Annotated in this window: 19 protein-coding genes; 4 read left to right on the top strand and 15 right to left on the bottom strand. The window is 36.6% G+C overall.

All coding sequences use genetic code 11. The features are described 5' to 3' along the window. Nucleotides 1-46 precede the first annotated feature (46 nt). The 6 genes from EG359_RS03235 to EG359_RS03210 all read right to left on the bottom strand — a co-directional run bounded on the left by EG359_RS03235 (nucleotide 47) and on the right by EG359_RS03210 (nucleotide 10,956). Nucleotides 47-991, bottom strand: a complete 945-nt coding sequence (locus EG359_RS03235) for an aldo/keto reductase (protein ID WP_076351930.1) — start codon at nucleotides 989-991, stop codon at nucleotides 47-49. A 227-nt stretch (nucleotides 992-1,218) separates the two neighbouring features. Beyond that, complete coding sequence (locus tag EG359_RS03230) at nucleotides 1,219-3,027, bottom strand: hypothetical protein (RefSeq protein WP_076351931.1); 1,809 nt, start codon at nucleotides 3,025-3,027, stop codon at nucleotides 1,219-1,221. Between the two features lie 304 nt (nucleotides 3,028-3,331). After that, nucleotides 3,332-4,483, bottom strand: coding sequence for an efflux RND transporter periplasmic adaptor subunit (locus EG359_RS03225; protein WP_076351932.1), 1,152 nt, complete (start codon nucleotides 4,481-4,483; stop codon nucleotides 3,332-3,334). An 8-nt stretch (nucleotides 4,484-4,491) separates the two neighbouring features. Further along, nucleotides 4,492-8,829 carry a CusA/CzcA family heavy metal efflux RND transporter gene (locus EG359_RS03220; protein WP_076351933.1) on the bottom strand — a complete coding sequence of 1,446 codons (4,338 nt, stop codon included), beginning with the start codon at nucleotides 8,827-8,829 and terminating at the stop codon, nucleotides 4,492-4,494. Nucleotides 8,830-9,143: 314 nt separating this feature from the next. Continuing rightward, nucleotides 9,144-9,476, bottom strand: a complete 333-nt coding sequence (locus tag EG359_RS03215; RefSeq protein WP_106915643.1) for a hypothetical protein — start codon at nucleotides 9,474-9,476, stop codon at nucleotides 9,144-9,146. 673 nt (nucleotides 9,477-10,149) lie between these two features. After that, nucleotides 10,150-10,956, bottom strand: coding sequence for an AraC family transcriptional regulator (locus EG359_RS03210; protein WP_076351935.1), 807 nt, complete (start codon nucleotides 10,954-10,956; stop codon nucleotides 10,150-10,152). A 71-nt stretch (nucleotides 10,957-11,027) separates the two neighbouring features. Between EG359_RS03210 and EG359_RS03205 the strand changes: the two genes are divergently transcribed. Beyond that, entirely contained in the window at nucleotides 11,028-12,233 is a 1,206-nt protein-coding gene (locus tag EG359_RS03205; protein ID WP_228434898.1) for a CynX/NimT family MFS transporter, read from the top strand. An 89-nt stretch (nucleotides 12,234-12,322) separates the two neighbouring features. Next, nucleotides 12,323-12,688, top strand: a complete 366-nt coding sequence (locus EG359_RS03200; RefSeq protein ID WP_076351937.1) for a hypothetical protein — start codon at nucleotides 12,323-12,325, stop codon at nucleotides 12,686-12,688. Between the two features lie 80 nt (nucleotides 12,689-12,768). Here the strand turns inward: EG359_RS03200 and EG359_RS03195 are convergent, their stop codons facing one another. After that, nucleotides 12,769-13,539 carry an MBL fold metallo-hydrolase gene (locus EG359_RS03195; protein ID WP_076351938.1) on the bottom strand — a complete coding sequence of 257 codons (771 nt, stop codon included), beginning with the start codon at nucleotides 13,537-13,539 and terminating at the stop codon, nucleotides 12,769-12,771. A gap of 91 nt (nucleotides 13,540-13,630) precedes the next feature. On the opposite strand from EG359_RS03195, the gene EG359_RS03190 reads away from it, so the two are divergent. After that, a complete protein-coding gene (locus EG359_RS03190) occupies nucleotides 13,631-13,948 on the top strand; it encodes a winged helix-turn-helix transcriptional regulator (protein WP_076351939.1) in 318 nt (105 codons plus the stop codon). A 42-nt stretch (nucleotides 13,949-13,990) separates the two neighbouring features. Here EG359_RS03190 and bioA read toward each other — a convergent pair whose 3' ends face one another. The 5 genes from bioA to EG359_RS03165 all read right to left on the bottom strand — a co-directional run bounded on the left by bioA (nucleotide 13,991) and on the right by EG359_RS03165 (nucleotide 18,741). Then, the gene (gene bioA / locus EG359_RS03185) at nucleotides 13,991-15,283 is read right to left on the bottom strand and encodes an adenosylmethionine--8-amino-7-oxononanoate transaminase (RefSeq protein ID WP_076351940.1); all 1,293 of its coding nucleotides are present in this window, start codon (nucleotides 15,281-15,283) and stop codon (nucleotides 13,991-13,993) included. Between the two features lie 114 nt (nucleotides 15,284-15,397). Next, nucleotides 15,398-16,381 (bottom strand): biotin synthase BioB, encoded by a 984-nt coding sequence (gene bioB, locus EG359_RS03180; RefSeq protein ID WP_076351941.1) that lies wholly within the window; start codon nucleotides 16,379-16,381, stop codon nucleotides 15,398-15,400. A 2-nt stretch (nucleotides 16,382-16,383) separates the two neighbouring features. Continuing rightward, a complete protein-coding gene (gene bioD, locus EG359_RS03175) occupies nucleotides 16,384-16,992 on the bottom strand; it encodes a dethiobiotin synthase (RefSeq protein ID WP_076351942.1) in 609 nt (202 codons plus the stop codon). A gap of 23 nt (nucleotides 16,993-17,015) precedes the next feature. Then, nucleotides 17,016-18,125 carry an aminotransferase class I/II-fold pyridoxal phosphate-dependent enzyme gene (locus tag EG359_RS03170; protein ID WP_076351943.1) on the bottom strand — a complete coding sequence of 370 codons (1,110 nt, stop codon included), beginning with the start codon at nucleotides 18,123-18,125 and terminating at the stop codon, nucleotides 17,016-17,018. Continuing rightward, a complete protein-coding gene (locus EG359_RS03165; protein WP_076351944.1) occupies nucleotides 18,118-18,741 on the bottom strand; it encodes a hypothetical protein in 624 nt (207 codons plus the stop codon). The genes EG359_RS03170 and EG359_RS03165 overlap by 8 nt, the downstream gene beginning before the upstream one ends. A 66-nt stretch (nucleotides 18,742-18,807) precedes the next feature. On the opposite strand from EG359_RS03165, the gene EG359_RS03160 reads away from it, so the two are divergent. Beyond that, the gene (locus EG359_RS03160) at nucleotides 18,808-20,295 is read left to right on the top strand and encodes an aminotransferase-like domain-containing protein (protein WP_076352098.1); all 1,488 of its coding nucleotides are present in this window, start codon (nucleotides 18,808-18,810) and stop codon (nucleotides 20,293-20,295) included. A 55-nt stretch (nucleotides 20,296-20,350) separates the two neighbouring features. On the opposite strand, the gene EG359_RS03155 is transcribed toward EG359_RS03160, so the two are convergent. From EG359_RS03155 to EG359_RS03145, 3 genes are read right to left on the bottom strand one after another with little or no spacing between them, the layout of a single operon-like run. Next, nucleotides 20,351-21,514, bottom strand: a complete 1,164-nt coding sequence (locus EG359_RS03155) for a PepSY-associated TM helix domain-containing protein (protein ID WP_076351945.1) — start codon at nucleotides 21,512-21,514, stop codon at nucleotides 20,351-20,353. Nucleotides 21,515-21,516: 2 nt separating this feature from the next. After that, a complete protein-coding gene (locus EG359_RS03150; protein WP_076351946.1) occupies nucleotides 21,517-23,937 on the bottom strand; it encodes a TonB-dependent receptor in 2,421 nt (806 codons plus the stop codon). Then, nucleotides 23,924-25,312: an AMP-binding protein gene (locus tag EG359_RS03145; RefSeq protein WP_076351947.1), complete on the bottom strand. Its 1,389-nt coding sequence runs from the start codon at nucleotides 25,310-25,312 to the stop codon at nucleotides 23,924-23,926. Before EG359_RS03145 ends, EG359_RS03150 begins: the two co-directional genes overlap by 14 nt. Between the last annotated feature and the right edge of the window lie 4 nt (nucleotides 25,313-25,316).

The raw sequence follows: 25,316 nt of genomic DNA, 5'->3' as shown, positions 1-25,316 counted from the left end.
CAGTCTTGAACGGATTTTTTTTTAATCTAACAATGATAATTGTAAACTACTGACTTACTTTATTAAGCAAATCAATATCTCCTTGGTCTAAAATAAGCTTTGGAGCATTGAAAAGCGTTTCAAGCTGTGATGCACTCGTAGCACTTACAATTGGGGCTGTAATCAGAGGATTTGATAACAACCAGGCCAAAGCAACAGTTCCCTGATTGCTATGATATTTTTCGCTTATCTGATCCAATGCTTTTAACACGTCCAGACCTTTTGGGTTTAGGTATTTTCTTACGCCCTCTCCTCTCGCGCTTTTGGCAAGATCTGCTTCATTACGGTATTTTCCAGTTAAAAATCCTGCTGCCAAAGACCAATATGGGAAGACACTCAGATCAAACTGTTCTACTAATGGAGCATAGTTTTTTTCAAAACCTTCTCTCTCCAATAGATTGTAATGAGGCTGTAAGGCTACATATTTAGGAAGATTGTTCTTTTCAGAAGCTTCGAATGACGCTTTTAAACGTTCCGGAGAAAGGTTGGATGCTGCAATATAACGTACTTTTCCTGCCTTGATGATTTCATCGTATGCTGAAAGAGTTTCTTCTACCGGAGTAACGTTATCATCAAAATGGGTATAATAAACATCAATATGATCAGTCTGAAGCCTTTGCAGGGATTCATCCACAGATTTTAGGATATGTTTTTTACTGATGTCAAAACCATGTTCCTTTGTTTCGGAACCTACTTTGGTTGCCAGCACGATGTTCTTACGGTTATTACGGCTTTTCATCCATTTTCCGATAATTTCCTCAGATTGTCCGCCTTTTCCGTTTACCCACCACGAGTAAGTATCTGCAGTATCTATAAAATTGAATCCTGCTTCGGTAAACTGATCCAGTATATCAAACGATTGTTTTTCGTCTAGAGTCCATCCAAAAACATTACCTCCAAAATTAATTGGGGCAACTTCCAAATTGGTGTTCTTGATTTTTCTTTTTTCCATAAAAATAATTTTACTAACTGACCTCTAAGGTAAGGAATATTAAGCGGGATATAGATTTAAAATAACCATGCGATCTATAGTTATTATAAATGAAAAAGCCCATGTTTACTCATTTATTTTATAACAGAAATGTTTTTTAAGATTTCATTATAATCAAAAAAACAGCCTTTATCTAAAGGCTGTTTTTTTGATTTTCTGAATATAAAATTATCAAGTAAAAGTAATTATTACTTTTCGACCTGAGGAATTTCAATAGCCATAAGGATCTGTTTATATTCTTGAAGTTGATGATGTATGGTTTGTGATTTCTGGCTGAAGAATGACGATGTTTTAAAAAGATTGTGATAATATTCTATTCCTTCAAGCATGTTTTTTTTGAAAGCATTCCATTTTTTGGATTGAGATTGGGTAATCTGTATGGATGAGTCTGTAATTTCCTTTTTCAGATAATCAACATACATTTTCAGCTCATTAATGAACATATTGGGACGCTGGATATCTGAAAGAATATTGGTGTTACCATAAATGTGCTTTACCATTTCCGAAAGGGAAACCTCTTTATCAAAAAATGCTATATTCGGTCCCGGACAGATAACTACACCTTGTTTTTCACCTTTAATTTCGAGTCCTTGCTCCATGTAGGCAGCATTGACAAGTCCTACACACAGGCAAGCTTTATCTGTGATTTCAGATTTTCTTTTATCAAATTCTTCCGCAGATAACAATTCTTTTTGCGCATAAAGTTCTTCCAATTTGATATCCTGATATTTTTTGGAAGCAGTACATGTTCCTTCCTGCGAAAATTCTTTGGATAATGCCAAAAGCTTCTTTGGACATGAACTTCCGTGTTTTCCTTTTGCTTCTTTCTGATGTTTTAATAGCTCATTAGAAGTTCCTTTTACAGTATTGAATGGTACGCCAAGCGGCGAAATCTTACTCAGATAAAAGTCCTGTTCTTTGGCTTTTAAAAGTAAATTTCTGGTTTCCGTATCTACAGAAGTTGCTTCAGGAACCAATAAAAACGGTGATCCCCATCCTACACTGTCTACATCATAGGTTGCCAGTAAAAAATCGTGTTCCTCTGAGGTTCCTACGCCACCCTGTACGGTAATTTTCATTTCTAAAGGCTTAGAGACAAGGTGTTTTCCCTTTTGTTCTAAAGCATTGATCATTAATGCATGGGCAGATTGTATCAGTTCATTTTTTTTCTGCTTGAATTCTTCCATGATAGGTCCCAAAAGCATTCCCTCTGTGGCGAAAGCATGGCCACCACAGTTCAAACCGGATTCTATTCTGTATTCTGAAACCCAAAGCCCTTTTTTTGCCAGAAAATTTCCCTGAATCATTGCAGAACGGAAATCACTCACCTTAAGAATGATTTTCTTTTTCAGAATACCATTTTCATTGGGGAAAAAGTCCTCGAATTCTTCCATATAGCTATACAAACGAGGATTCATCCCTGCAGAAAGAACCATGGAGGAAGATAATTTACTATTGGCAAATCCGCGGAGTGAGGCATGAGCATCATTGTACATCACAGGAAGCTGCTCGTTTTTCTTATAGTTGTCTTTATCAACTTTTGTCATGATATTGACATCAATACTTCCCGGTATTAAATTGGCCTCGATGAAATTTTTAATACTGTCCCCCCAATTATCTTTTTGATTGATAAGATTTTGGAGACTGTTTTTCAGATCTGAAGTATTGGGAAGCATGGTTATAAAGTCTTTCAATGCTTCTTTATTTTTACTGATTTCCTGTTTGAAAGATTCGAATTTTTCATTCACGATATCATCTACCATGTTCAGATAAGCAGTAACCCTTTTGGCTCTGTAATCCTCTGTTTTTGTAGATATTCCCAGATAATCCAGATTAAACTTCTTGGTATAGAAGTTCTTCATTTTTTCAAGGATTTCATCATCAATAATAGAAATCACAGAAGAAATTCCATATTGTGCAACGCGGATCGGGCTGTCTATAGTATAAGCCAATCCCATTACGGGAATATGAAAATTGTGTAACGGTTTAGTTGTCATTATGTTTCAATAAAAGTTTTTTACTTAATGCAACTAAAAATTCCTAAAAACTATTCACCGCTAAAAATATCATTTTTTAATAAATTATGCATTAAATAATACTTGTAATTTTGAAAATATGCTAAAAATCACTTTATTCTTTAAAATAAGAAGAAATGAAAATTGGTTTAATAGGTTCTGCTGGAAAACACAAAGGCACAAGTTTTTCTCTGTAATTATACAATCAATTCAGGCATAATAAAAAAGGTTTTATTTACCTGTTACAGTAAACAAAACCTTTGCTTTAAAATATTTGTCAGGAGAACTACTCTGCTTTGTTCTTAAGCATCATCAACAAGCTGTAGGCTCCTTTCTGTACAATTTTTTTATCCTTTAAAAAATCTGCCTTTACGATTTCTGTAAACTGATCATCTGAAATTCCGGTAACCACAGGAATCATTTTATACTTTGATTTTCCAAGATCTTCAAAAACATAATTTTTATTTTCAAAGGAAACCACGGCTTCATTGGGAAGTCCTTGGGTGTATCTACTGCTGATATTAACTTCTGCATTGATGTACATTCCTTTTACAAATTCTGAATTGACAGACGATAATTTAGCGACAGCCGTTGCAGAACCTCCGTTTTCAATACTTGGAACCACGCTTACAATTTTAGCATTAGATTTCAGGTCAGGTTTCTGATTATTGTAAACCAAAATCTCCTGTCCAACTTTTATATCATTCACATCGTTTTCGAAAATCTTTAATTCTAAAAGCAATCCGGCTGGATTAATCAACTCAAATAAGGTATCTGCAGGGTTGATATATTGCCCGTTATTCACCAAAATTTTGCTTACAAAACCACTGAACGGTGCATAAATATTGATTTTACTCCTAATATTTCCAGTGTTTAATCCTTTGGCGTTTATCCCTATAATTCGGAGCTTTTCTTCAAGACCTTTTAGGGTAGCATTCTGGGTAGAATAGTCTGCCTGAGCGGTTTGCATGGTTTTATCACTGCTTGCTTTGCTTGTGTTAAGATCCTTTTGACGGTTGAAGTTCAGTCTTGCTGCTTCTAGCTGTGCCTTGGTTACCAGATAATCCTGTTGAAGTTGTATGAATTGTGGATCTTCTACAACGGCCAATACCTGTCCTTTACTGAAATGGCTTCCATTGATCACATTGATGGATTTGATATGCCCGCCCATAATGCTTGAAACCGAGCTGATGTGGGAAGGGGCAATCTCTGCTTTTCCGTTCAGACGTACCAGTTTTTCCATATTTCTGTTTTGGATGGAAGTGGTAGTTAAGCCTACAGACTGAATTTGCTTTTCTGTAAGGTGTACCGTATTTTCAGCCCCTTTGGTAAATTTTGTGTTCTCGTAAACAGTTTTTTCCTCTTCCTTTTTTCCTGAGCATGAAGATAAAATAAGGGCTAAGGAAAGGCTGTATATTGATATTTTTTTGAATTGCATGATGCTGTTTATTTTGAAATTAAGAAATTAAGTTCTGCTCCAATCTGATTAAGCTTTTCAAGGCTGTCAATGTAATCGGCCTTGGTTTTTACAGCCTGATTCACCAATATTACCCAGTTCAGATAATCAATTTCTCCTACATCCATTTGTTTTTGAGCTGTTTTCAGGATGGTTTCAGATTTTGGAAGCTGTTTTTGTTCGTAATTTCCAATGATTTTCTGTTGATTCAGATAGTTGCTGATTTGTTGTCTCAATCTGTTTTTAAGTTCAATTTCCTTTCTTTGGTATTCGTTTTCAGAGATTGCAATTTTTGCCTGTGCTGCTTTTGCCATAGCTCTTTGTCCTTTTGTGAATAAAGGAATACCTACTCCGACCTGAACAGAATTAAAACGGTTGTTATTAATGTTTTTCATGCTTTGGTTGGTATACCCTACCATAAGTTCAGGAAGAAGTCTGCTTTTTTCAAGTTGTACTTCCGCCTCTCCTATTTTGATCTGTTGTTGCAAATATTGAAGCTGAGGATGTTGCTTAATCATTTCTTCAGAAAGTTGAAGTCCTACATCCATTACAGCCTTATCTGCAACGGGTTGGTAGGCATTTTCAGATTGAAGAAGTAGCTGAAGCTGTAATTTGGCTATATTCAGGTCATTTTCAAGAGAGTTTAGCTGTACCTGCATTTGTTCCTTTTGAATTTCTGCAGTTGATTCCTCCAAAATATTGGCTTCACCTTTTTTCAATCTTAAACTGGCTTTATTGGCAAAATTGCTGTACAGCTGGCTGATATATTCCAATACTTTTTTCTTCTCTTGTAGTACTAAAATTCTATAAAAAACATCTGTAACCTCTTTGGTAAGCTGTGTTTTTGTAAGGTTTTGATTAATAACACTCGCTGTCCATTCTGCATCCAGCATCTGTTTTCTTTTTGAATAAACTGTCGGAAAACTAAACTTCTGGGAGATTCCGAATGAGTTGTCTGTTTCTTCTCCCTGAATCTGTCCAATTGCGCCGGTAACTTCCAGTTGAGGAAGATCAAGATAGCCGGCCTTTAATTTTTCCTGATAATCTGAGATTAATTTTGAACTTTTAAGGGTTCCGTTTTGCTGAATTGCTTTTTCCAGAGCTTGTTCAAAAGTGATGTTTTCCTGAGCCTGAAGACTTCCGAAAGAAACCAATAGCAAGAAAACTGATAACTTTTTATAGTTTATTTTTTTAGAGAATTTCATTTTATCTTTATTAATATGTTCAAATAGGACGTAGAGAATAGGAAGTACAAATAAGGTTAAAAGTGTTGCCAGCATCAGCCCGCCAATAACTACCGTCGCCAAAGGTCTCTGCACCTCTGCTCCCGCTCCGTTACTTATCGCCATAGGAAGAAAGCCTAAAGAAGCTACAAAAGCAGTCATTAAGACCGGACGAAGCCTGATTCTTGTTCCCATGAGTACAATTCTGCTGGTGTTGGTTATTCCGTTGTTTTTCAATCGGTTAAATTCTGATATCAAAACAATTCCATTCAATACGGCAACTCCAAATAAGGCTATGAACCCAACCCCTGCACTGATGCTGAAAGGCATTCCTCTTAAAGCAAGAAAATATACACCTCCGATTGCTGACAACGGAATTGCAGTATAGATTAATAAGCTGTGTTTTATGGAGCCAAACGCGAAGAACAGCAACAGGAAAATCATCACCAAAGAAATAGGAACTGCGATTCCCAGTCTTGCTTTAGCTTCATTTAAATTTTCAAAGGTTCCACCGTAGGAAACAGTATATCCAGGTGAGAACTTAATATTTTTATTTACTTTTTGCTGAAGCTCTTCCACAATAGTCTGTACATCTCTTCCTTTTGCGTTGAAACCAACAATGATTCTTCTTTTGGTATCTTCCCTCTGAATCTGGTTCGGACTGTTTTTAAGTTCTACCTTAGCCAGCTGAGATAATGGAACCTGTTCACCCGAAGCTGTAGGAACCAACAAGTTCTGAATGCTTGTAATATCTTTTTTATGTTCATTATCCATACGGACAACAATGTCGAATTTTTTCTCTCCCTCATATAAAGCTCCCGCAGTTTGCCCTGCAAAAGCCATATTGATAACCCTATTGATTTCTGCTACAGAAATGTTGTATCGTGATAATTCTGAACGGTTATAGTCAATGACCACCTGTGGAGCCCCTACAACGGGTTCTATATAAAGGTCCTGAGCACCTTTTACTGAATTGATAACACTTCCCAGTTTTTTTGCGTAGGTGGTAAGACTGTCAAGATCTTCACCATAGATTTTACAGACTATATCCTGTCTGGCTCCGGTCATCAATTCATTGAAACGCATCTGTACAGGAAACTGAAAACTGGTTGTTAGTCCCGGAATAACACTTAATGCTTTACTCATCTTTTCAGACAGCTCCGGAAATGATGATGCGGAAGTCCATTCTTTTTTAGGTTTTAAAACAATAATCATATCCCCAGCATCCATTGGCATTGGTTCTGTAGGAATTTCGGCACTTCCAATCTTTACAACGATTTTCTGTATTTCGGGAAATTGTTTTAAAAGAATGCTTGAAGCCTGAGTGGTTACTTTTTTAGTCTCATTAATATTACTTCCCTGAAGAATTCTCATTTCCACAGCAAAATCACCTTCTTCCAGTGAGGGTATGAACTCTCCGCCCATTCTGGAAAGAGTAAAAACGGCCCCTGCAAAAAGGATTAATACTCCAAGAATGATTGTTTTTTGGTATTTAAGAGCTTTCATCAGAAACTTTTGATGTCCTATTTCTACCTTGGTCATTACTTTGTCAGAAATGTTATCTTTTTCCTTTTTCTTTCGGCTTAATACCAGGGAACTCATCATAGGGATATAGGTAAGTGAAAGGATAAATGCACCAATTAAGGCAAAAGCTACAGTTTGGGCCATAGGTTTGAACATTTTTCCCTCAATTCCCTGAAGCGTAAAAATCGGAAGATACACAATCAGGATAATGATCTGACCAAAAACAGCACTGTTTACCATTTTAGTGGCAGAGCTTGAAACTTGCTCGTTCATCTCATTTTTGCTCAGCATATTATCTTTTCCGAAGTGTTTTTTGTGGGCGAGCTGATGAAGAACGGCTTCAACGATAATCACTGCGCCATCCACAATAAGACCAAAATCCAGGGCTCCGAGACTCATCAGGTTACCGCCAACTCCAAAGATGTTCATCATGATAATGGCAAATAGCATGGCTAAAGGAATAACAGAGGCAACCAATAGTCCGGCTCTGAAGTTTCCTAAAAATAAAACCAAAATGAAAACTACAATTAATGCACCTTCCATCAGGTTTGTCTTTACAGTACTGATGGTATTATTCACCATTTTAGCACGGTCAAGGAAAGGTTCAATAACAACACCCTCAGGCAGGGATTCCTGAATTTTTTCCAGTCTCTGCTTGATATTGGTAATAACTTCGTTGGCATTTTCACCTTTAAGCATTAAAACAATTGCTCCCGATACCTCTCCGGTATCATTATAAGTCATAGCACCATATCTTGTTGCATATCCTATCTTTACGGATGCCACATCTTTTATGTGAACCGGAATTCCTTCCCTTGTTTCTGCCACCTGAATGCTTCCGATATCTTCCGTACTTCCCAAAAGACCCTCACTTCTTATAAAAAGAACGGTTTCTTTTTTCTCAATATAAGCACCTCCGGTATTCTGGTTATTTTTTTCCAGAGCGGAAAATACATCATTGATATTGATGTTGAATGCCTGAAGTTTATTGGGATTGATGGCTATTTCATATTGCTTCAGCTTTCCTCCGAAACTGCTGACATCAGCCACTCCCTTGGTTCCTAGTAACTGACGTCTTACCACCCAATCCTGAATGGTTCTGAGCTCTGTTTCGTCATACACGTTTTCATAGCCCTTTTTTGCTCTTACCACATATTGGAAGATCTCTCCCAGTCCGGTGGAAATAGGTCCAAGCTCCGGTTTCCCAATTCCTGCAGGAATATTGTCCTGTACAAGCTGTAAACGCTCCTGAACCTGCTGTCTGGCCCAATACACATCTGTTTTATCATCAAAAACAACAGTTACCAATGAAAGCCCAAATCTTGAAAGACTTCGAAGTTCTGTAATACCACTGATATTACTGGTAGACTGCTCAATGGGGAATGTGACAAGACGCTCTATATCTGCGGCTCCGTAAGATGGTGCTGTAGTGATAATCTGGACCTGATTATTGGTGATGTCAGGTTGTGCGTCAATGGGAAGTTTAGTAGTTTCATAGACTCCGAGAAGGACAAGTCCTATGGTGAACAGAGCAATGATGAGCTTATTCTTTACCGAAAACTCAATGATTTTGTTTAACATGAAAAATATATTATTTGCTAACCGTAGTGCCTTGAATACTGCTTAAACCTTGACTTGACCACAAAAAAATTGATGCACTTAAGGTATTTAAGTGATAAGTTTTGTACGCATGAAGCTCACTTTAGTTCTTATTGGGTGAACATTGCATACTGCATTATTTTAAACTTATTACAACGTTGTAAAAGCTTTAAATAAAGGTTTTGTGATTAAAAATGTAAGCAGAATGGTAAAGCGCTACAGATTTATTGATAAGTAATAAGAATTGACTGCTTCGAGTAAAAAACTTAAAGCATTAATTTTCAATCTAAAATCAATTATGAAAGCCGTGGAGGCTGGAAAATCCTGGAAAGGTAAAGGTTTGAGAAGTCCTTTTCCTGATAAATACTGTTTTTCTGAGGAATCTTGATTTCCTTAGGTTTTTTGATTTCAAAGGTAAGTTCCGGAAGTTGGGCATGCACTGTTAATACAATGGGTGGATTGATAAACGGCAGCTTTTGGTCTAAATCCCAGTCAGAGTCTTTTTTGTGATTGTCATAGTGCTCCATGACGAATTCGGACAGATTTCCGTGGTATTCCATAAAGTGTTCCACAAACATAGGCACTTTCATTACTTCCCCCGCATTGGTGGTAGCTAGCACATACATCATCGAGCATAATATGGAGAACCATTTTAACATTACATGGCAAATATAAGGCTTAAATTTTTTCTAAAAAATGAATACTGTATTAATTTTTTAAGAATTTATTTATTTTAGAAATGGTTTAAATAAATATTTTGGGTTCTAAAAGAAAGGGTTTCTTTAAAATATTTATCAATCGGGTTCTATATATGTGAGTTACCCAAAGCATACACAATGGTATCGGGTCTATTTCATGGAAAAAGATTCTGAATAAATTTCTCAAATGGCTCAGAGGTAATTTTTATGAAGAGAACAAAGCAAAAGATTAATTTTTATTTGTCTCCAAACTCGTTGCTTTCAATTGTATACATGAAGTAAATTTTGTGAAAATTTCAAAATATTAATAAAAGCCTAAATATGTTATAGAATAATTATTTTTAATTAAAATAAATATTTTTTAAAAAAAATGCACATATGATGCTCTGCATAATATAAATTTTGCTTATATTTGTGAATCGAAATAATTTTTTTTCATCATTTGTGTTTTTTTAAGGTCTTCATTCGTGAAGACCTTTTTGTTTTCTTTAATACAATAATTATTAATTTGATATTAATAATTCAAATTTTTTGAATAGGAAATATCTCTTAATTTGAATAACACAAATGCTTCTCTATAAAGGGATATATGAGTTTTTGTTAATTAATAAGTCACTTTTACTGAATTTGTGTTAATATTTTTAATGAAGTCTGTAGGTCTGAATTGCATAACCGAAAGAAAGCTTCTGGTGTATGATTGTACACTCTTGTACCCTACTTCATAGGCGATCTCTGAAATGGTAAGGTTCCCTGAACTGAGAAGTTCCAGACTTTTTATAATGCGAAGCATTTGTTGGTATTTACTCAATGTCAGTCCGGTTTCTTTCTTAAAAATACGTTCCAGGGTACGAGAAGATAATAAAGCCATATCCCCCAGATTTTCTATGATAACCTCTCTATTGTAATGATTATGAAAGTGTTCAATAATCTTGGTGAGACGCTTATCCTTTGGAAGGCAAATGTGAAGCTTTAGGGAATGCTCTACAAAATGAGGAAGTTCATTGAAGAGTGCCTTTAAAAATATTGTTTCATCGGGATCTTTTTTAAGGAGCTGGGACCATTTTTCTGCATATTTTATCATTTCCCTTAGAACAGGAGGAACAAAAAAGACATTCACCTCATCATAAAAGGAATTCTTGTTATCCGTGTCTGCAAACATGATCATGAGTTTGATCTTTTCAGAATGAGAATTGGTTTTATGAATGACATTCGAGGGTATCCAAACTGCATGATTTTGAGGAAGAAGGTAGATTTTTTCTTCAATGGTGATATACTGAAAGCCACTTTCCACATAAACCAACTGGCCTTTCTTATGCTGATGAAGAACATCATCATGAATCCAGTTTTCTTCAAACCATACAAAATAAGGCTTATTCAGTTCATCTACTTTTATACTGTCGTTGGCATTCATGTCGTTTTAGGTTAAAATTTTGGCAAAATTAAACAAAATTACTATACTAATTTTGTACAAAAGTTATTATTATGATGAAGAACGAAGTAAGAAAAAATGCTTCCTATGTTTTAATGATCCTGAATATATTGGTGGTTATCCTGATCTCCAGTAATCTTCGGTCGCCTATTGTTGCTGTTTCTCCTGTTCTTGGGGATGTGAGAGAGGCTCTAAAACTGGATAATTTTCAGGTTAGCCTGCTTACCTCTATTCCACTTTTTATGTTTGCTGTTTGTTCTGTTTTGGTTAGTAGGTTTTCGAATAAGCTCGGAATTAGTAAGCTATTGATGTATTCATTGATTATTTTAAGTTTTGGATTGTTCCTGAGGATTTCGGGATCTCTTGTACTTTTATTCATTGGATCTGTGTTTATCGGATTAGGAATTTGTATTGGAAATGTAGTGACTCCGGGATATGTTAAGAATAATTTTCCAAGGCAGATTGGCTTAATGACGGGGGTTTTTGCAGTTGCTATGAATCTTACGGCTGCACTGGCTTCAGGGTTTAGCGTTAGGATTGGAGAATGGACGGGATTTGGATGGCGAGGCTCTTTGGGAATCTGGCTGGTCATTGCAGCCTTGGGATTTTTTGTTTTAATGCTGGAAATGATATTCAATAAAAAGAATTCCGGACAGCCAAAGCCTGCAATGGGAACTTCTGATTTTAATATGTTTAAGTCTGCACAGGCATGGAATATCAGTGTCTTTATGGGATTGCAGTCATTGTTCTATTACTGCATGGTGGCTTGGTTACCCTCATTTCTTGCAGATTATAATATGCCGGGTGAAAGCGCAGGATGGGTTTTATTTGTCATTCAGATTACCATGATTCCGATAACGTTTTGTTGTCCGATCATTGCAAGTAAAATGAAAGATCAAAGGATTCTGATTCTATTTATATGTGCTCTGATGTTCACCAGTACCATGATGTTTGTTTTCCTTAAATCACAGTGGATCTATGTAAATGCAGTGATTATAGGGATTTCCAATGGTTTGTCTTTCAGCTTGTCCATTTTGTTTTTTTCTACGAGAACGAAAAGCAGTATCAATGCCGTTAAGATTTCGGGAATGGCTCAGTCTGTAGGCTATCTGATAGCGGCATTTGGCCCTCCTATCTTTGGGAAATTGCATGACTGGGATGTTTCCTGGAATATTTCATTCTATTTTTTAAGTATTGCAGTATTGATCATGCTTTATTTTGGAATGAGAGCTGCCAGAAATAAATATGTAGAGGATTAATCTTTTAATGTATAGAAAATTAAAACAAAATATGGGAAACCATAATTTTCTCATATTATTCTTGTTTAATTTTGAGTAAAATCTAATTAATGAAAATATTCTCAAAATTTATTCAAGAAGCTATGGAAAGAAAATATCATTTATCTTATGATGTAATTAATTGTAAAAAGGACTTTAAGGATGATCATGATTTGGCTAGAAATTTTATACTAAAAGTTCTTAAAGAGTTAGATGTTGAAATTGTTAAAAGTCCTTGTAAGTCTACTATCATATTTAATCATCATAATGAAAATTTAGATATGGAAAAAATTGAAAAAAAATTAAAGCCTTATTTTTATTTTTCACTTTGCCAAGTATCAAAAAATATAAATGATAAACATTTAGAAAAAATTCATTGCAGCAAAGAAATAGATGATAAAAATTTACAAGAGGTTTGGAATGATATGAAGAATTAAATAATTTATTTCGATAAGTTGGGCTATTTTAATGAAGCAATAAACCTTATAGATATCAAAGTCTATAAGGTTTATTTATTTTAATGAGAATATAATTCAGTTTCTTCTCCGTCTTTCAGGACAAAGCATTGGGATTCATATCCTTTTTCTTTAATTTTTGTTTCAATAAACGCCCTGTTTTCTTTACAGTGGCTTACGGTTTCCAAATGGGTAACCCATATCATTGCTTTAGGAGCATGTTCACAAACTTTCAGGATGTCTTCACTGGTCATGATAATAGGATCTCCTACCGAAAAGGTTGCTGCGCCACCCGCTACGATAATATGTTGTGGTTCATGTTTGTTGATTTCTTCAGCGATGTCATTATACCAAATACTGTCTCCTACAATATAAACAGATTGATTATCTTTTTTAAAAACAAATCCGTTGACTGCTCCCATCTTTTCTCCAATTTCTCCGGTTCCGTGCTGTCCTTTGGTGATTGAAATATCAATATCTTTCCATAGGATTTGATCTTTTATTGAAATAACATTCTTGAAACCCTGTTGAATAATTTGATCTGAAATGCTTTCAGGACAAAGAATGGGCGTAGCTTTATCAATAAGTTGTACGGCTTGTACGTCCCAATGATCCGGATGCAAGTGGGTAATGGCTACCGCATCTATTTTATCTAACTTTTCAATTAATTCTTCTCTGCTGAAAGGTAAATCTACCAAAGGATTCAGTAATTCATTATCTGTCATAGGAAATTTTCCTAATGATCCTTTTTCTCCAAGCATTGGATCAACTAAGATAGAGGTTCCGTCAATATTCAATAGCAATGTTGCATTGCGCCATAATTGTAATTTCATTTGTTTAAGTTTGTAGTACAAAGCTATTGGTGAACTGAATGAAAACAATCGAAGGTTACCAAAAGGTTAACGATATACTTTAAAGTAAACTATGAATTTCGAGGAGTTTAAAAACTGCGGTCTTAGACGGAGTCTGGATATTCTTTCCGGAAAATGGAAACCATTAATTCTGCACAATCTTTTTGAAGAAGATACGGTACGTTTTGTCGAGCTTTGGCGGAATATGCCCAGGGTATCCAAAAAGGTACTTTCAGAACAGCTTAAACAATTGGAGGACGATCATATTATTGAACGGATTGAAGTGTATAATTTTCCTCCGGAGGTTTATTATAAACTGACTGAAAAAGGAAAAAAGCTAGGCCCTATCCTTTCTGAACTTCATTCATGGGGAAATGGGCTGAGCTTATGATGTGTTTTTTAGGGCCTTTTATTGTAATTATTGATGGATATTTTAGTTTCTGAACAGATCTAATACTTCCATAATATTTTGATAAACAAAATCTAATTCTTCAGAAGTGATACAGTAAGGCGGCACCAGATAGATCACATTTCCCAATGGTCTCATTATGATTCCTCTCTGTAAAAATTCATTGTAAAGTCTTTTCCCTATTTCATTGAAATAGGATGTTCCGTACTCTGTTTTAAAATCAAAAGCTAAAATAGTTCCAACCTGACGGGCATTTTCTACCTGAGGATGTATGGCCAGTGATTTTACAAATTCAGAATGCTGATGGGTGATACGTTTGATATTCATTTGGGTGTCTTCTTTAAGTAATATTTCCATGCTTGCCAAGGCAGCAGTGCATGCTAAAGGGTTTGCTGTAAAGGAGTGTCCATGAAATAAGGTTTTATGCTTATCGTCAGACCAAAAGGCATTATAGATTTCATCAGAGCATGTGGTGATCCCCATCGGCATGGTTCCTCCTGTTAATCCTTTTGAAAAGCACATGATATCCGGCTGTTCGGCAAGATAATTGGCAGCAAATAGCTTTCCTGTTCTTCCAAAGCCTGTGAAAACCTCATCCTGAACCATAAGAACACCTAGTTCTCTACAGAATTTCATCAAACTGCTCAAGTCTTCTGCATTATACATTAACATTCCCGCGGCTCCCTGAACCAGCGGTTCATAAATAAAGCATGCCACCTCATCTTTCAAATTTCTGATCTGTGATTGTAAATCTTTCAGGTTTTCAGCATTGGGAGTATCGATGAAAACAACTTCAAACAGCATGCTTTCAAACGGTTTTGTCCAAAAACTTTTTCCGCTTACGGACATGGCTCCAAAGGTATCACCATGATAGGCGTTTTTAAAAGCCAGAATCTTGGTCTTTTTCTTCCCTTGGTTATGAGCATACTGAATGCACATCTTTAATGCAACCTCAACGGCTGTGGATCCGTTATCAGAATAGAAAACCTTCTTCTGATTGGTTGGTAAAAGTTTTAATAGATTTTCCGAAAGCTGTATGGCAGGTTCATGGGTAAAACCAGCAAAAATAACTTGTTCAAGCGTGTTAAGCTGTTCAAATATACGTTGGGCAATATAAGGATGAGAATGGCCATGCAGCGTTACCCACCATGATGAGACCACGTCCATATATTTCTTGCCTTCATTGTCAAACAGATAAATCCCTTCTCCTTTTACAATAGGAATGATAGCATCTGCAGTCTTCATTTGTGTGTAAGGATGCCAGTTGACGGCTCTGTCTCTCTGCGTAAGACTTGCCTGTTGTGTTATTGTATTCATGTATTGATGTAAAATGTATTAATGATTCAAAAAATCAGACACAAGAGTCAGGATGAATACAAGAATGCTCATGATTAATATCCAAAAACTCATAACTCATCATTTATAGTTTTTTTAACAGCAGGTTTCTTTTTTAAGCATAGGTTTTAGCCCTAGTTTTTCCAGCATCTGCATATCTTCAGATACTCCAGGGTTAGGTGTTACCAACAAGGTTTCTCTTTCTCCCGTGAAAATAGAGTTTGCCCCTGCCATAAAGCACCATGCCTGTTCTGTTTCAGTCATTTCTATACGCCCTGCACTTAATCTTACCATAGATGCTGGCATTACAATTCTTGCTGTAGCAATCATTCTTACCATTTCCCAAGTATCTACCTTTTCATTATTTTCCAATGGAGTTCCCTCTACCCTTGCTAATGCATTAATAGGCACTGATTCCGGGTGCTTCGGCATTGTAGCCAAGGTCAATAGCATTGAAATTCTGTCTCTGTGGGTCTCTCCTAGTCCTATAATTCCTCCTGAGCATACAGTGATTCCTGCCTTTCTAACATTATTGATGGTATTGATTCTGTTATCAAATGTTCTGGTAGAGATAATCTCTTCATAATATTGTTCAGAAGTATCAAGGTTGTGATTGTAGGCGTATAGCCCAGCTTCCTGAAGCCTGATTGCCTGCTCTTCGGTAAGCATTCCCAGCGTACAACATACTTCCAGTCCTAATTCATTTACTCCTTTTACCATATCTATTACCCTGTCGAAGTCACGATTGTTACGAACTTCACGCCAAGCCGCAGCCATGCAGAATCTTGAAGAACCACTGTCTTTTGCCTTTTGAGCATGAGCAATAACGGTTTCTGTGGGTAACAAGGCCTGTACCTTGATGTTGGTATGGTAACGTGCGGCCTGTCCGCAATAGGAACAGTCTTCCGGGCAGCCCCCTGTTTTAATTGACAGTAAAGTAGATATCTGTACTTCGGATGGGTCATGTCTTTCACGGTGCACAGTTGCTGCCTTGTAGATCAGCTCCATTAAAGGGAGATTATAAATATTCTCAATCTCTTCCTTGGTCCAGTCATTTCTAATCTCTGTTTTTCTATCCATTATCATAATTTTGTTATTGTTAATTGTTTTGCTGTAGTGGTGATATTTTCTTTATCGGGGCTGATTTCAGGAATTCTGATAATTTTTGTATCCTTTTCAATGAAAGAACAGATTACTCTTTCTGTATCTTCAGGAAATTCTCCATTAAGGATAAGATATTCAAGTTTGATTTTTCTTTGTTGTAATACCATCACGGAAAGCAAGGTATGATTGATGCAGCCTAGGTAATTTCTTACAACAAGTGCTGTAGGAATCCTTAGTTTTTCTATCAAATCAATCATAAAGCTATGATCCGAAAGAGGGACCATAAGCCCACCTGCGCCCTCTACAATCAATGCGTTTTGAGTTTCTGGTAATTGAAACTCATCAAGATTGATGTCTATGTTTTCCGCTCTGGCAGACTGGTGGGGAGATGCAGCCAATTGCAGACGGTATCTTTCCGGATGGCATATTGTATTGTCTGTCCAGTCTTCAATTTTTTTACTGTCAGTATAGTGTAGATCTCCTGATTGTACCGGTTTCCAGTAATCAGCTTTAAAATGCTGTACTAAAATGGCAGAACAAACCGTTTTTCCTATTTCGGTTCCTATTCCTGTTATAAATAGTTTCATATGGTTGTGTCAGCTATTTTGCTTTAATTAAATTCTTTGATAATTCCTGTGAGTCTGATGATTTCTTTCTCTGTATTGAAGCTGTGAAGGCATATTCGAAGTCGTTCCGTTCCTTCCTTTACGGTTGGACTGTATATGGCATAGGTTGCAAATCCCTCATTGGATAAAATTTTCTGTAGAAGACCTAATTTTTGGTTATGAGGAATAACAATAGCCTGAATAGGGCTTTTTTCAGAGGAAGGAGAATTCAGTCCCTGTTCTCGGAATGTTTTGATATTGTGCTGAAGTTTTTCTGCTGCTTCAAGATTGCTTTCCAAAAATTCATATCCCGCTTTTATACTCATCCATTGAAAATCCTGCGCAGAAGTGGTATAAATAAAAGGCGAAGCAAAATTGATGAGATAAGACTTCACAGTATCATTACAAAGAATAGCCGCTCCATGAGCTCCCAATGCTTTACCATAGGTGATGACGCTTGCTGTAATCTGATCCTGTAGATTGTACTTTTCAATCAATCCATGTCCAAAAACACCAAAAGCGTGGGCTTCATCTAACAATAAGTCTGCATTGTAATGCCTTGCCATTTCTGAAATCTTCTGAATGGGAGCAAAATCTCCTTCCATTGAGTAAAGACTTTCTATGGCGATGTAGCAGTGCCTGTCCTGTTTTTTTAATACATTTTCCAGATCATTCAGATCATTATGTTTAAACTTAATCTTTTTGGCATTCGATATTTTGCAGGCATCATGTACAGAACGATGAATCTGTTCATCCACAATAATCGTATCATGACGATTAGGAAGTGTGGAAAACAGCGCAAGATTGGCATGATACCCCGATGGGAAAAGCAAAGCAGATGAAACTCTATGCTTTTTTGCAATAAAACTTTCGGTCGTTATTACAACATTGCTATTTCCGCTAATCAGCCTTGAACCTGTACTTCCTGATAGTAAATCGGGATTATCATTGATCTTTTTTAATAAAATATTCTGGAGTTCCTTACTTCTTGCAAACCCCAGATAATCATTGGAGTAAAAATCAATTCCCTCAGAGCGGGATTGAAGCCTCCTTAAGGTTCCTTCCTCTTTTCTTTTTTCGAGAGATTCCTGAAAATGATGAATGCTTTTAAGCATAACTTAATTGCTCTACGTCTTCTGTAACAGCATTAATCCATGCTTCATGAAGCTCCTTTTCAATAGTAAGAATATGTTCAGCATGAAGCTTCCAGTCTGCGGAAAATTCGTTTAATTGATTGATCATTTCTTCCAGGTGTCCCTCTTCTTCCAAAATAATGGATTTTACCATAATTCTTGAAGATTCTTCGGTAAGTGCTTGCTGGTAGACCGGATAAAGTTCATCTGCCCTTACTTCAATGGCGTAGGTTACAAAAAGATAAGCCGCATATTTAAGATCTTCCTTACTCAGTTGAAATGCCTCCTGAAGATATCTGCATGCTTTAATGTCTAAGGAATGGAGATATTGTCTTGTTGCTATCGGAGCCAGAAGTTCACTGTTTTCATAGGTTTTGCAGAGTTCAGGATTTATTTTTCCAATCTGCTTTTTTAGATAATAGGCATGACGATGTTCTTCAGCAGCATGCTTCAGTTGAATCTCACTTACAAGAATGGGATGTTCACATTTTGAGATCTTTCTTGCGCCCGCATTTTCCATAAAGGATAGCGTATTGAGCCATTTTGCATGGGTTTTGCCATCCTGTACAATCTTTTTTAACAGATGATGAAATTCCATAGATTTTTATTTTGATGTCAAAAGTAGTATATTGCCGGATGGTTGTATGGTGCCAGTTTTGATATTATGGATAGTCCGGTTAAGATTCCTTATGAAAGTTTTATAAAAATTGATAGAAAATCAGAGACTTCAATTTATTTGCAGGTCGCCAATCAATTGGTAAATGCCATTCAGCGGGGATATCTGCCTTTTGGCACAAAGCTTCCCGGCACAAGGGCATTCAGTGAAATACTGGATGTGCATCGGAATACTGCTGTAGCGGTATATGATGAATTGTGCGCTCAGGGTTGGGTGGAAAGTTTTCCGAATAAAGGAACTTTCGTTATTGGCAAGGATCAGGAAAAACCTATAAGAGTAAAGGATTTTGAAGAGAATAATCTTTTAAACTACCCTAAAACAACAGGTTTTTCATTTAAAACATCCAATATACTGGATAACCCTTTTGAGCATTCGGATTGTGAATTTGTATTGAATGATGGTGTTCCGGATATCAGGCTTACCCAAATTGGGCAACACTCACGATTTTACAGCTCTATTCTTAAACGCAAATCCAATCAAAAAGGATTGGGGCATTACAACCATGACGGCAGTGAGTTTTTTAAGGAACATTTGTCTCAATATCTTAATTTATCCCGTGGACTCCCCATTTCCAAGAATAATCTACTGATTACCCGAAGTACGGAAATGAGTATCTATATTGTTTCCGAAATTCTGCTTTCTGCCGGAGATACTGTCTTGGTAGGAGCTTTAAGCTATTTTTCGGTGAATATGATCTTCCAGAAGGCAGGCGTGAATATTGTAACTCTTCCTATAGATGAAGACGGAATTATTGTGGAAAGCGTAAGGGAAGCTTGTAAGAGGCAAAACATAAGAATGCTTTATCTTACCCCACATCACCACTATCCTACTACCGTTGCACTGAGCGCCCAACGAAGGCTGGAGTTACTGGAACTGGCTAACGAATATGGCTTTGTTATTCTTGAAGATGATTATGACTATGAATTTCACTATGATAAAAGTCCAATTCTTCCCTTGGCCAGTGCGGATACAAACGGAATGGTAATCTATATCGGATCATTTGGAAAGTCTTTAGCACCCGGATTCAGAACCGGATTTATTGTAGCGCCTGAAAACCTGATGGTAGAAATGAGAAAGCATCTTGGAATTATCGACAGGCAGGGTGATATTCTTATGGAAAGAACGTTGGGAGAAATGATTGAGGAGGGAGAAATTAACCGCTATCTGAAAAAATCTTTAAAGGTGTATCAGGAAAGGCGGGACTATTGTTCTGCTTTGCTTACAGAAAACCTTGGCGATGATATCACCTTTGAAAAACCTTCAGGTGGACTGGCGATCTGGCTAGAATGGAATATTCCTATTAACCTGATGCAGCTAAGCCGAAAGTGTGCTCAGGATAATCTTTTTATTCCGAAAACTCTGCTTTATCAAAATAAAGGACTTACAGCCATGAGGCTTGGCTTCGGAGATTTGAATGTGGATGAGATGAAAAAAAGTATGGATATTCTTTCCCACAATGTAAAATTGCTAGTCTGATAAGAATATATCCATAAAAAAGCCTCTACAATAATAGAGGCTTGGTCAATTTTAGTTATGCTTTTTTCTTTTGGGGTTTCTTCTTTTTCTTGTTGAGATAAATAATAAAACCTGTAATGGGAAGCGATGCTGCGATAATTCCGGCAAAAAGATAAATAATTCTTCCGGTGATTCCGAAGAGACTTCCTGTATGTAAATCGTAATTTCTTTCCCTTAGTGCGGTACCATATCCTATATTTTTGTCTTTATAAAATTGATGTTTTAGAATTTCACCAGAATACTGGTCAAAATTATAATTTTCGTTCTGGTATTGTTTTTTTCCTAAAGTAAGTTCTGTATAATAGGTTCCTTCCTCTGTTCTTGGAAAATTAACAAGTGCAGATTCTTTAGTGATTAACCCTTTTTCTACCTTATTGCCAATCATATCCAAAATATTGACAGATGTATCAGATCCTTCCGTAGGAATTTTACTTTTTGCTTTCTTTTCTGTGGGTATATTTCCATTCAATGTATTCTTGATCCATTTATCCATACTTTCAAAATTCCAGATCAAAGCTGAATAAGAAATAAATAATAAAGGAATTATGGCATAAAACCCTAATACATTATGAACATCATAGTTGATTCTTTTCCAGTTGGCAGAAGTTTTAATGAAGAACATACCTTTCAACATAGCTTTGCTCATCTTTCTTGGATACCATATCACTAATCCCGAAAGAAGAATAATGGCGAAGACCAGTGTAGAATATCCTGTAATGGTTTTTCCTATTTTTTCTCCCAGCAACAGCCTTCGGTGAAGATCCAGTACAATTTCAAAAAAATCTTTTTTTGCATCTTCTACTTCCTGAACTTTCCCTGTGTACGGGTCTATATAAACTCTATAATAATAAAGGTAGGTTCCCCAATAGGTCAGCGCTTCGTTATCCATTTTAAGGGTTCGGAATACATAAGTACGGGAAGGATCGGATGAAATTATAGCTCTTTTAACCTTCAATCCATCAGGCAGGGCTTTTTCAGCTTTTGCTGTAAGATCAGAAAGCGATAGTTTTTTGCCTCCAATGTTCTCTACAAAATATCTTTTTGGGTGAACAATATGTTTTAATTCTTCTTCAAATACTAAAATACATCCAGTGGCTGCCATTATAACAACTATAAGCCCGGACGTTAGTCCGAGCCATAGATGTAGCTGATATGCTATTTTTCTAAATTTAAGCTTCATAGTTAGAATTTAAGGCTTACCTCAGCAACAAAATTACGAGGCATCTGGGCTACTACGACCCCCTGCCCTGCGAAATATTGTGCATTGCCTAAATTGTTCATTTTGAATCCTAATCTGTATCTTTCTTTTTCAAGGGTGATGGATGCATTGATTAGAGTATAAGCAGGGAAAGTGAATTTTCCTGTAGTAGTTTTATGCTCTGTAATTTGATGTCCTACACGATTTACTCCAAAACCAAAACCAAGTCCATCCAAAGGACCGAATTGAAGCACATAGCTTACCCATGAATTAAAGACACTTGCCGGTCCTGCAGATCCTGGGCGACGTCCGTCTACAGTAGGTTCTGCTTTCACAAACCTACTGTCGTTATACGCATATCCTGCCATAACGTTCAAGCCTTGAAGAGGATTCGCGATTACTTCTAGTTCCACTCCTTTACTTCTTTGTTCTCCATCCTGAATGGTGATTCTGTATCCTTTTCCATTACGCATTACCTCAATTTCTCTCTGCATATTGTCAACCAGAATATCATAGTATCCTACCGTGAAATTAATACGATTTCTCCAAAGATTTCCTTTGAATCCAGCTTCCCATTGGTTGGATTTTTGTGGCTTCATATTTCCGTCATAATCGGCAAGTCCTTGAGTAACCGGAGGTGTATAGCTGAAACCATTCATATAATTAGCATATACTGATAAACGGTCTTTAAATACCTGATAAACAACTCCTACTTTAGGAGACCATGCAGTTTGCTTAAACTCACCCAGACGTTCATTTTTATTTAGATTAAGCTGTCCTTTGCTTTCATAATGATCGATACGTAAACTCAATAAAGTGATCAATCTATCGGTAATATAAACCGCATCAGAAAGATAGGCTCCATAAACATTACTGGACATTGTCGTTCTTGTTAAAGCAGCCTTTGATACCTGAATTTTCTGCATTGCCAGATCTCTTGAGATAAAGCCATACTTAGCAGTAAGATCCTGTCCGTTGATGGTATCAAACTTAATGATAGGTGAATGATTGTTGTTCAGGGATTGATTTAAATAATCTAAACCAATCAACACCTTATTTTTGATCTTTCCAATATTAAACTGTCCGTTAAAGTTCTGTTGAACACTTGTAGAAGCAGCTTCTGAGTTCTGCCATTGTACATTACGTTCCAGCATTGCATCACTTTTATCTCCTCTGATGAATTGATATTGGTATAAGCCTTCTGTTTTTCTATAGTTTCTCGAAATCAGGGTTTGTGAACTCCAGTTCTTCGAAATTTTATAATTAATCTCAGCTTTTACGTTGATGGATGGAGCCTTCAAGGTCATATCATTGTTGGAATATGATCTTTTCCAATCGAATCCAAGCTCTTCAGGCGTATGGGCTACAAAAGGCCTGGATCTGGCAAGGAAAATAATAGGTGTATTGGTTCCTTCATAATTGTAAATCTGAGCTCCTAAGCTAAATTTCAACTTATCATTTACCTGATAGCTTAATGTAGGGGCAACAAAGAATGATTTTCTGAATTCAGAATCCCTAAAACCGTTTTGATACTGATAAGCGGCATTAAGACGGAATAAGGTTTTTCTGGAATCTGTAACCGGACCATAAACATCTGCAGTCACACGATTCAGGTTGTAGCTTCCCATCAAATAAGAAATTTCACCTCCGAAATAATCCTTTGGCTTTTTGGTCACTACATTAATCAATCCTCCAAAAGAGGTTACTGCTCCTCCATATAAAGTTCCTGATGGTCCTTTAATCACTTCGATATGTTCAATATCCGCAGGGTCAACTTCACCATTGGTATTGGCAGGAACACCATCTACCATTGATATTTTTGTAGGGAAACCTCTAAGGCTGTAATAAAAACTTCCATCTCCTGAACCCCTTCCCGGACTTCCCTGCATTTTTACCATACCCGGAACATTTTTCAATACTTCTGAAACATCATAGGTAAGCTGTTCTTTTAAAATCTGTTGGTTGATAATAGTATAAGCCTGTGGATTTTCCAAGCTTTTTAGGGGCATTTTAGAGATTGAAGTACTGTCTTTAGCCAAAAATTTGTTTCTACTAAAAGCATATACTGTAATTCCTTCAATGTCATTGCTATGCGCAGGGGCATAAACAGTAGGTATTTCGTAGACATCTTGTTTAATATGGATTTGCTCCCGCATCAGCTCCATGTCATTTAAAACCACCTGGAGAGTATACTCTCCAGGGGTAACATTATCAAAGTAAAATTCTCCTAAATTATTGGTTTTTGCCTGATAAGACGTATTCATAAGTCTTAAAAGTGCGTTTTTTACGGGTGTCTGTTCAGACAACATGATCTTGCCACGAATACGTTCACTCTGCTGTGCAGAAAGAGAACCTGAAAATAAGGCAAGTGTAAAAAGTAATATAAGGGTTTTAAATGTTTTCATGTTGTAAGTTTTGTAACAGGGGATAATTTATTTTACCGTTTTGTGATAATGGAAATGATTCTATAAGTTCTGTGCGCACATATTGTGGGTTAATGCGCAATTTGTTTTTAATGGTTTCTGTGATGATCTGAGGGTCAATATCCTTATTATCATAAAGCACAACGATCTTCTTGTCATTGGAATTAAGACAAACAAAAGTATTTCCCGTCAGTTCGTTTTTAAGAATAAATTCTACTTCATCCAGATTAAGACGTATTCCGAAAAGCTTCATGATACGCTTTATTCTGCCTGTGATATAATATATTCCGTTCTCACCTTTTGTGGCTGTATCTCCGGTGTGCAATACCGATGGCTGCTCGTAGGATGCAAGATCCTCAAGCGTATTGGCATAGCCTCCGAAAATACTAACATGTGAAAAGAGTAATTCATCTGTTTCATCATGAATGCTAAAACTTCCGCCTTCTACAGGAGTTCCGATGGATGTTTCCTCTTCTAATAATCCTTCTGTATTGAGATAAGCCATTCTTCCTCCTGCTTCGGTCTGGCCGTATTGTGCGAAGAAATGTTTTCCATACTCGCTACAGTAAGAAAAAAGTGTTTTTCTCAATTCTCCGTTAATGACGCCTCCGGTATGGGTAAAATACCTCAGACTAGGACTGTCTTTCCTGAAAAAACCTATTCTGTTTAGGTTTTCGTACAAATAAGGGACCCCTCCTAAGGTACTGTATCCATATTCATCCATTTCATCCCAGAAAGCTTTCTGCATAATGTCTTTATCAGAACATACTATTCTTCCGGCACGCATACAGTTGGTGGTGAAAATGGAAAATCCATACACAAAATTGATTGGCACATTTAAAGGAACTACATCAGATTCCAGAATGGGCATGTATTTAAGAATACTAATGGCATTCTGGAAAAGGTTTTCGTCCGATAGCTTCACCAGCTTTGGAATACCTGTAGTTCCCGAAGTACTCAAGAGAATTTTGATTTCCGGATTAATTTTGACCTCACTTTTGTAATTATCTCTGGCAAAAATCTTAATCGTATCCGAAAATTCTTTCAAACTGTATCCAGTAATGGCTTCCCTTTGTGGATCAAAGATGTATTTGGGACGATATTCAGCTTCAATCCGGTCTTTGAACTCCGGATTGAGCTTTTGTCCCAGCAAGGCAATAGCATGTGCTGTTCCGTAAAAATTGAGGAGAACCTCAATACCGGGCAGCTGGTTGTCATTGTACAAAAAGAGGAGTCCTTTTTCTACAGGATTTAAGCCTAAGGACCGATACAAAGCTCCAATCGGTATCGTTTTACCGCTTGAAGCTTCTGTAAATACCAGATTCTTGTTGGCAATTACATTTTCTAAAATTTTCATATTC

It is taken from the genome of Chryseobacterium joostei (assembly GCF_003815775.1).
Lineage (GTDB): Bacteria > Bacteroidota > Bacteroidia > Flavobacteriales > Weeksellaceae > Chryseobacterium > Chryseobacterium joostei.
The sequence above is the reverse complement of the archived record's forward strand: the minus strand, read 5'-3'. Positions and strand labels throughout refer to the sequence as shown.

Bases quoted from the DNA above. Each gene is read 5' to 3' on its own strand.
- EG359_RS03235 (WP_076351930.1), bottom strand. From the start codon at position 991: ATGGAAAAAAGAAAAATCAAGAACACCAATTTGGAAGTTGCCCCAATT.
- EG359_RS03230 (WP_076351931.1), bottom strand. From the start codon at position 3,027: ATGACAACTAAACCGTTACACAATTTTCATATTCCCGTAATGGGATTG.
- EG359_RS03225 (WP_076351932.1), bottom strand. From the start codon at position 4,483: ATGCAATTCAAAAAAATATCAATATACAGCCTTTCCTTAGCCCTTATT.
- EG359_RS03220 (WP_076351933.1), bottom strand. From the start codon at position 8,829: ATGTTAAACAAAATCATTGAGTTTTCGGTAAAGAATAAGCTCATCATT.
- EG359_RS03215 (WP_106915643.1), bottom strand. From the start codon at position 9,476: ATGATGTATGTGCTAGCTACCACCAATGCGGGGGAAGTAATGAAAGTG.
- EG359_RS03210 (WP_076351935.1), bottom strand. From the start codon at position 10,956: ATGAATGCCAACGACAGTATAAAAGTAGATGAACTGAATAAGCCTTAT.
- EG359_RS03205 (WP_228434898.1), top strand. From the start codon at position 11,028: ATGATGAAGAACGAAGTAAGAAAAAATGCTTCCTATGTTTTAATGATC.
- EG359_RS03200 (WP_076351937.1), top strand. From the start codon at position 12,323: ATGAAAATATTCTCAAAATTTATTCAAGAAGCTATGGAAAGAAAATAT.
- EG359_RS03195 (WP_076351938.1), bottom strand. From the start codon at position 13,539: ATGAAATTACAATTATGGCGCAATGCAACATTGCTATTGAATATTGAC.
- EG359_RS03190 (WP_076351939.1), top strand. From the start codon at position 13,631: ATGAATTTCGAGGAGTTTAAAAACTGCGGTCTTAGACGGAGTCTGGAT.
- bioA (WP_076351940.1), bottom strand. From the start codon at position 15,283: ATGAATACAATAACACAACAGGCAAGTCTTACGCAGAGAGACAGAGCC.
- bioB (WP_076351941.1), bottom strand. From the start codon at position 16,381: ATGGATAGAAAAACAGAGATTAGAAATGACTGGACCAAGGAAGAGATT.
- bioD (WP_076351942.1), bottom strand. From the start codon at position 16,992: ATGAAACTATTTATAACAGGAATAGGAACCGAAATAGGAAAAACGGTT.
- EG359_RS03170 (WP_076351943.1), bottom strand. From the start codon at position 18,125: ATGCTTAAAAGCATTCATCATTTTCAGGAATCTCTCGAAAAAAGAAAA.
- EG359_RS03165 (WP_076351944.1), bottom strand. From the start codon at position 18,741: ATGGAATTTCATCATCTGTTAAAAAAGATTGTACAGGATGGCAAAACC.
- EG359_RS03160 (WP_076352098.1), top strand. From the start codon at position 18,808: ATGGATAGTCCGGTTAAGATTCCTTATGAAAGTTTTATAAAAATTGAT.
- EG359_RS03155 (WP_076351945.1), bottom strand. From the start codon at position 21,514: ATGAAGCTTAAATTTAGAAAAATAGCATATCAGCTACATCTATGGCTC.
- EG359_RS03150 (WP_076351946.1), bottom strand. From the start codon at position 23,937: ATGAAAACATTTAAAACCCTTATATTACTTTTTACACTTGCCTTATTT.
- EG359_RS03145 (WP_076351947.1), bottom strand. From the start codon at position 25,312: ATGAAAATTTTAGAAAATGTAATTGCCAACAAGAATCTGGTATTTACA.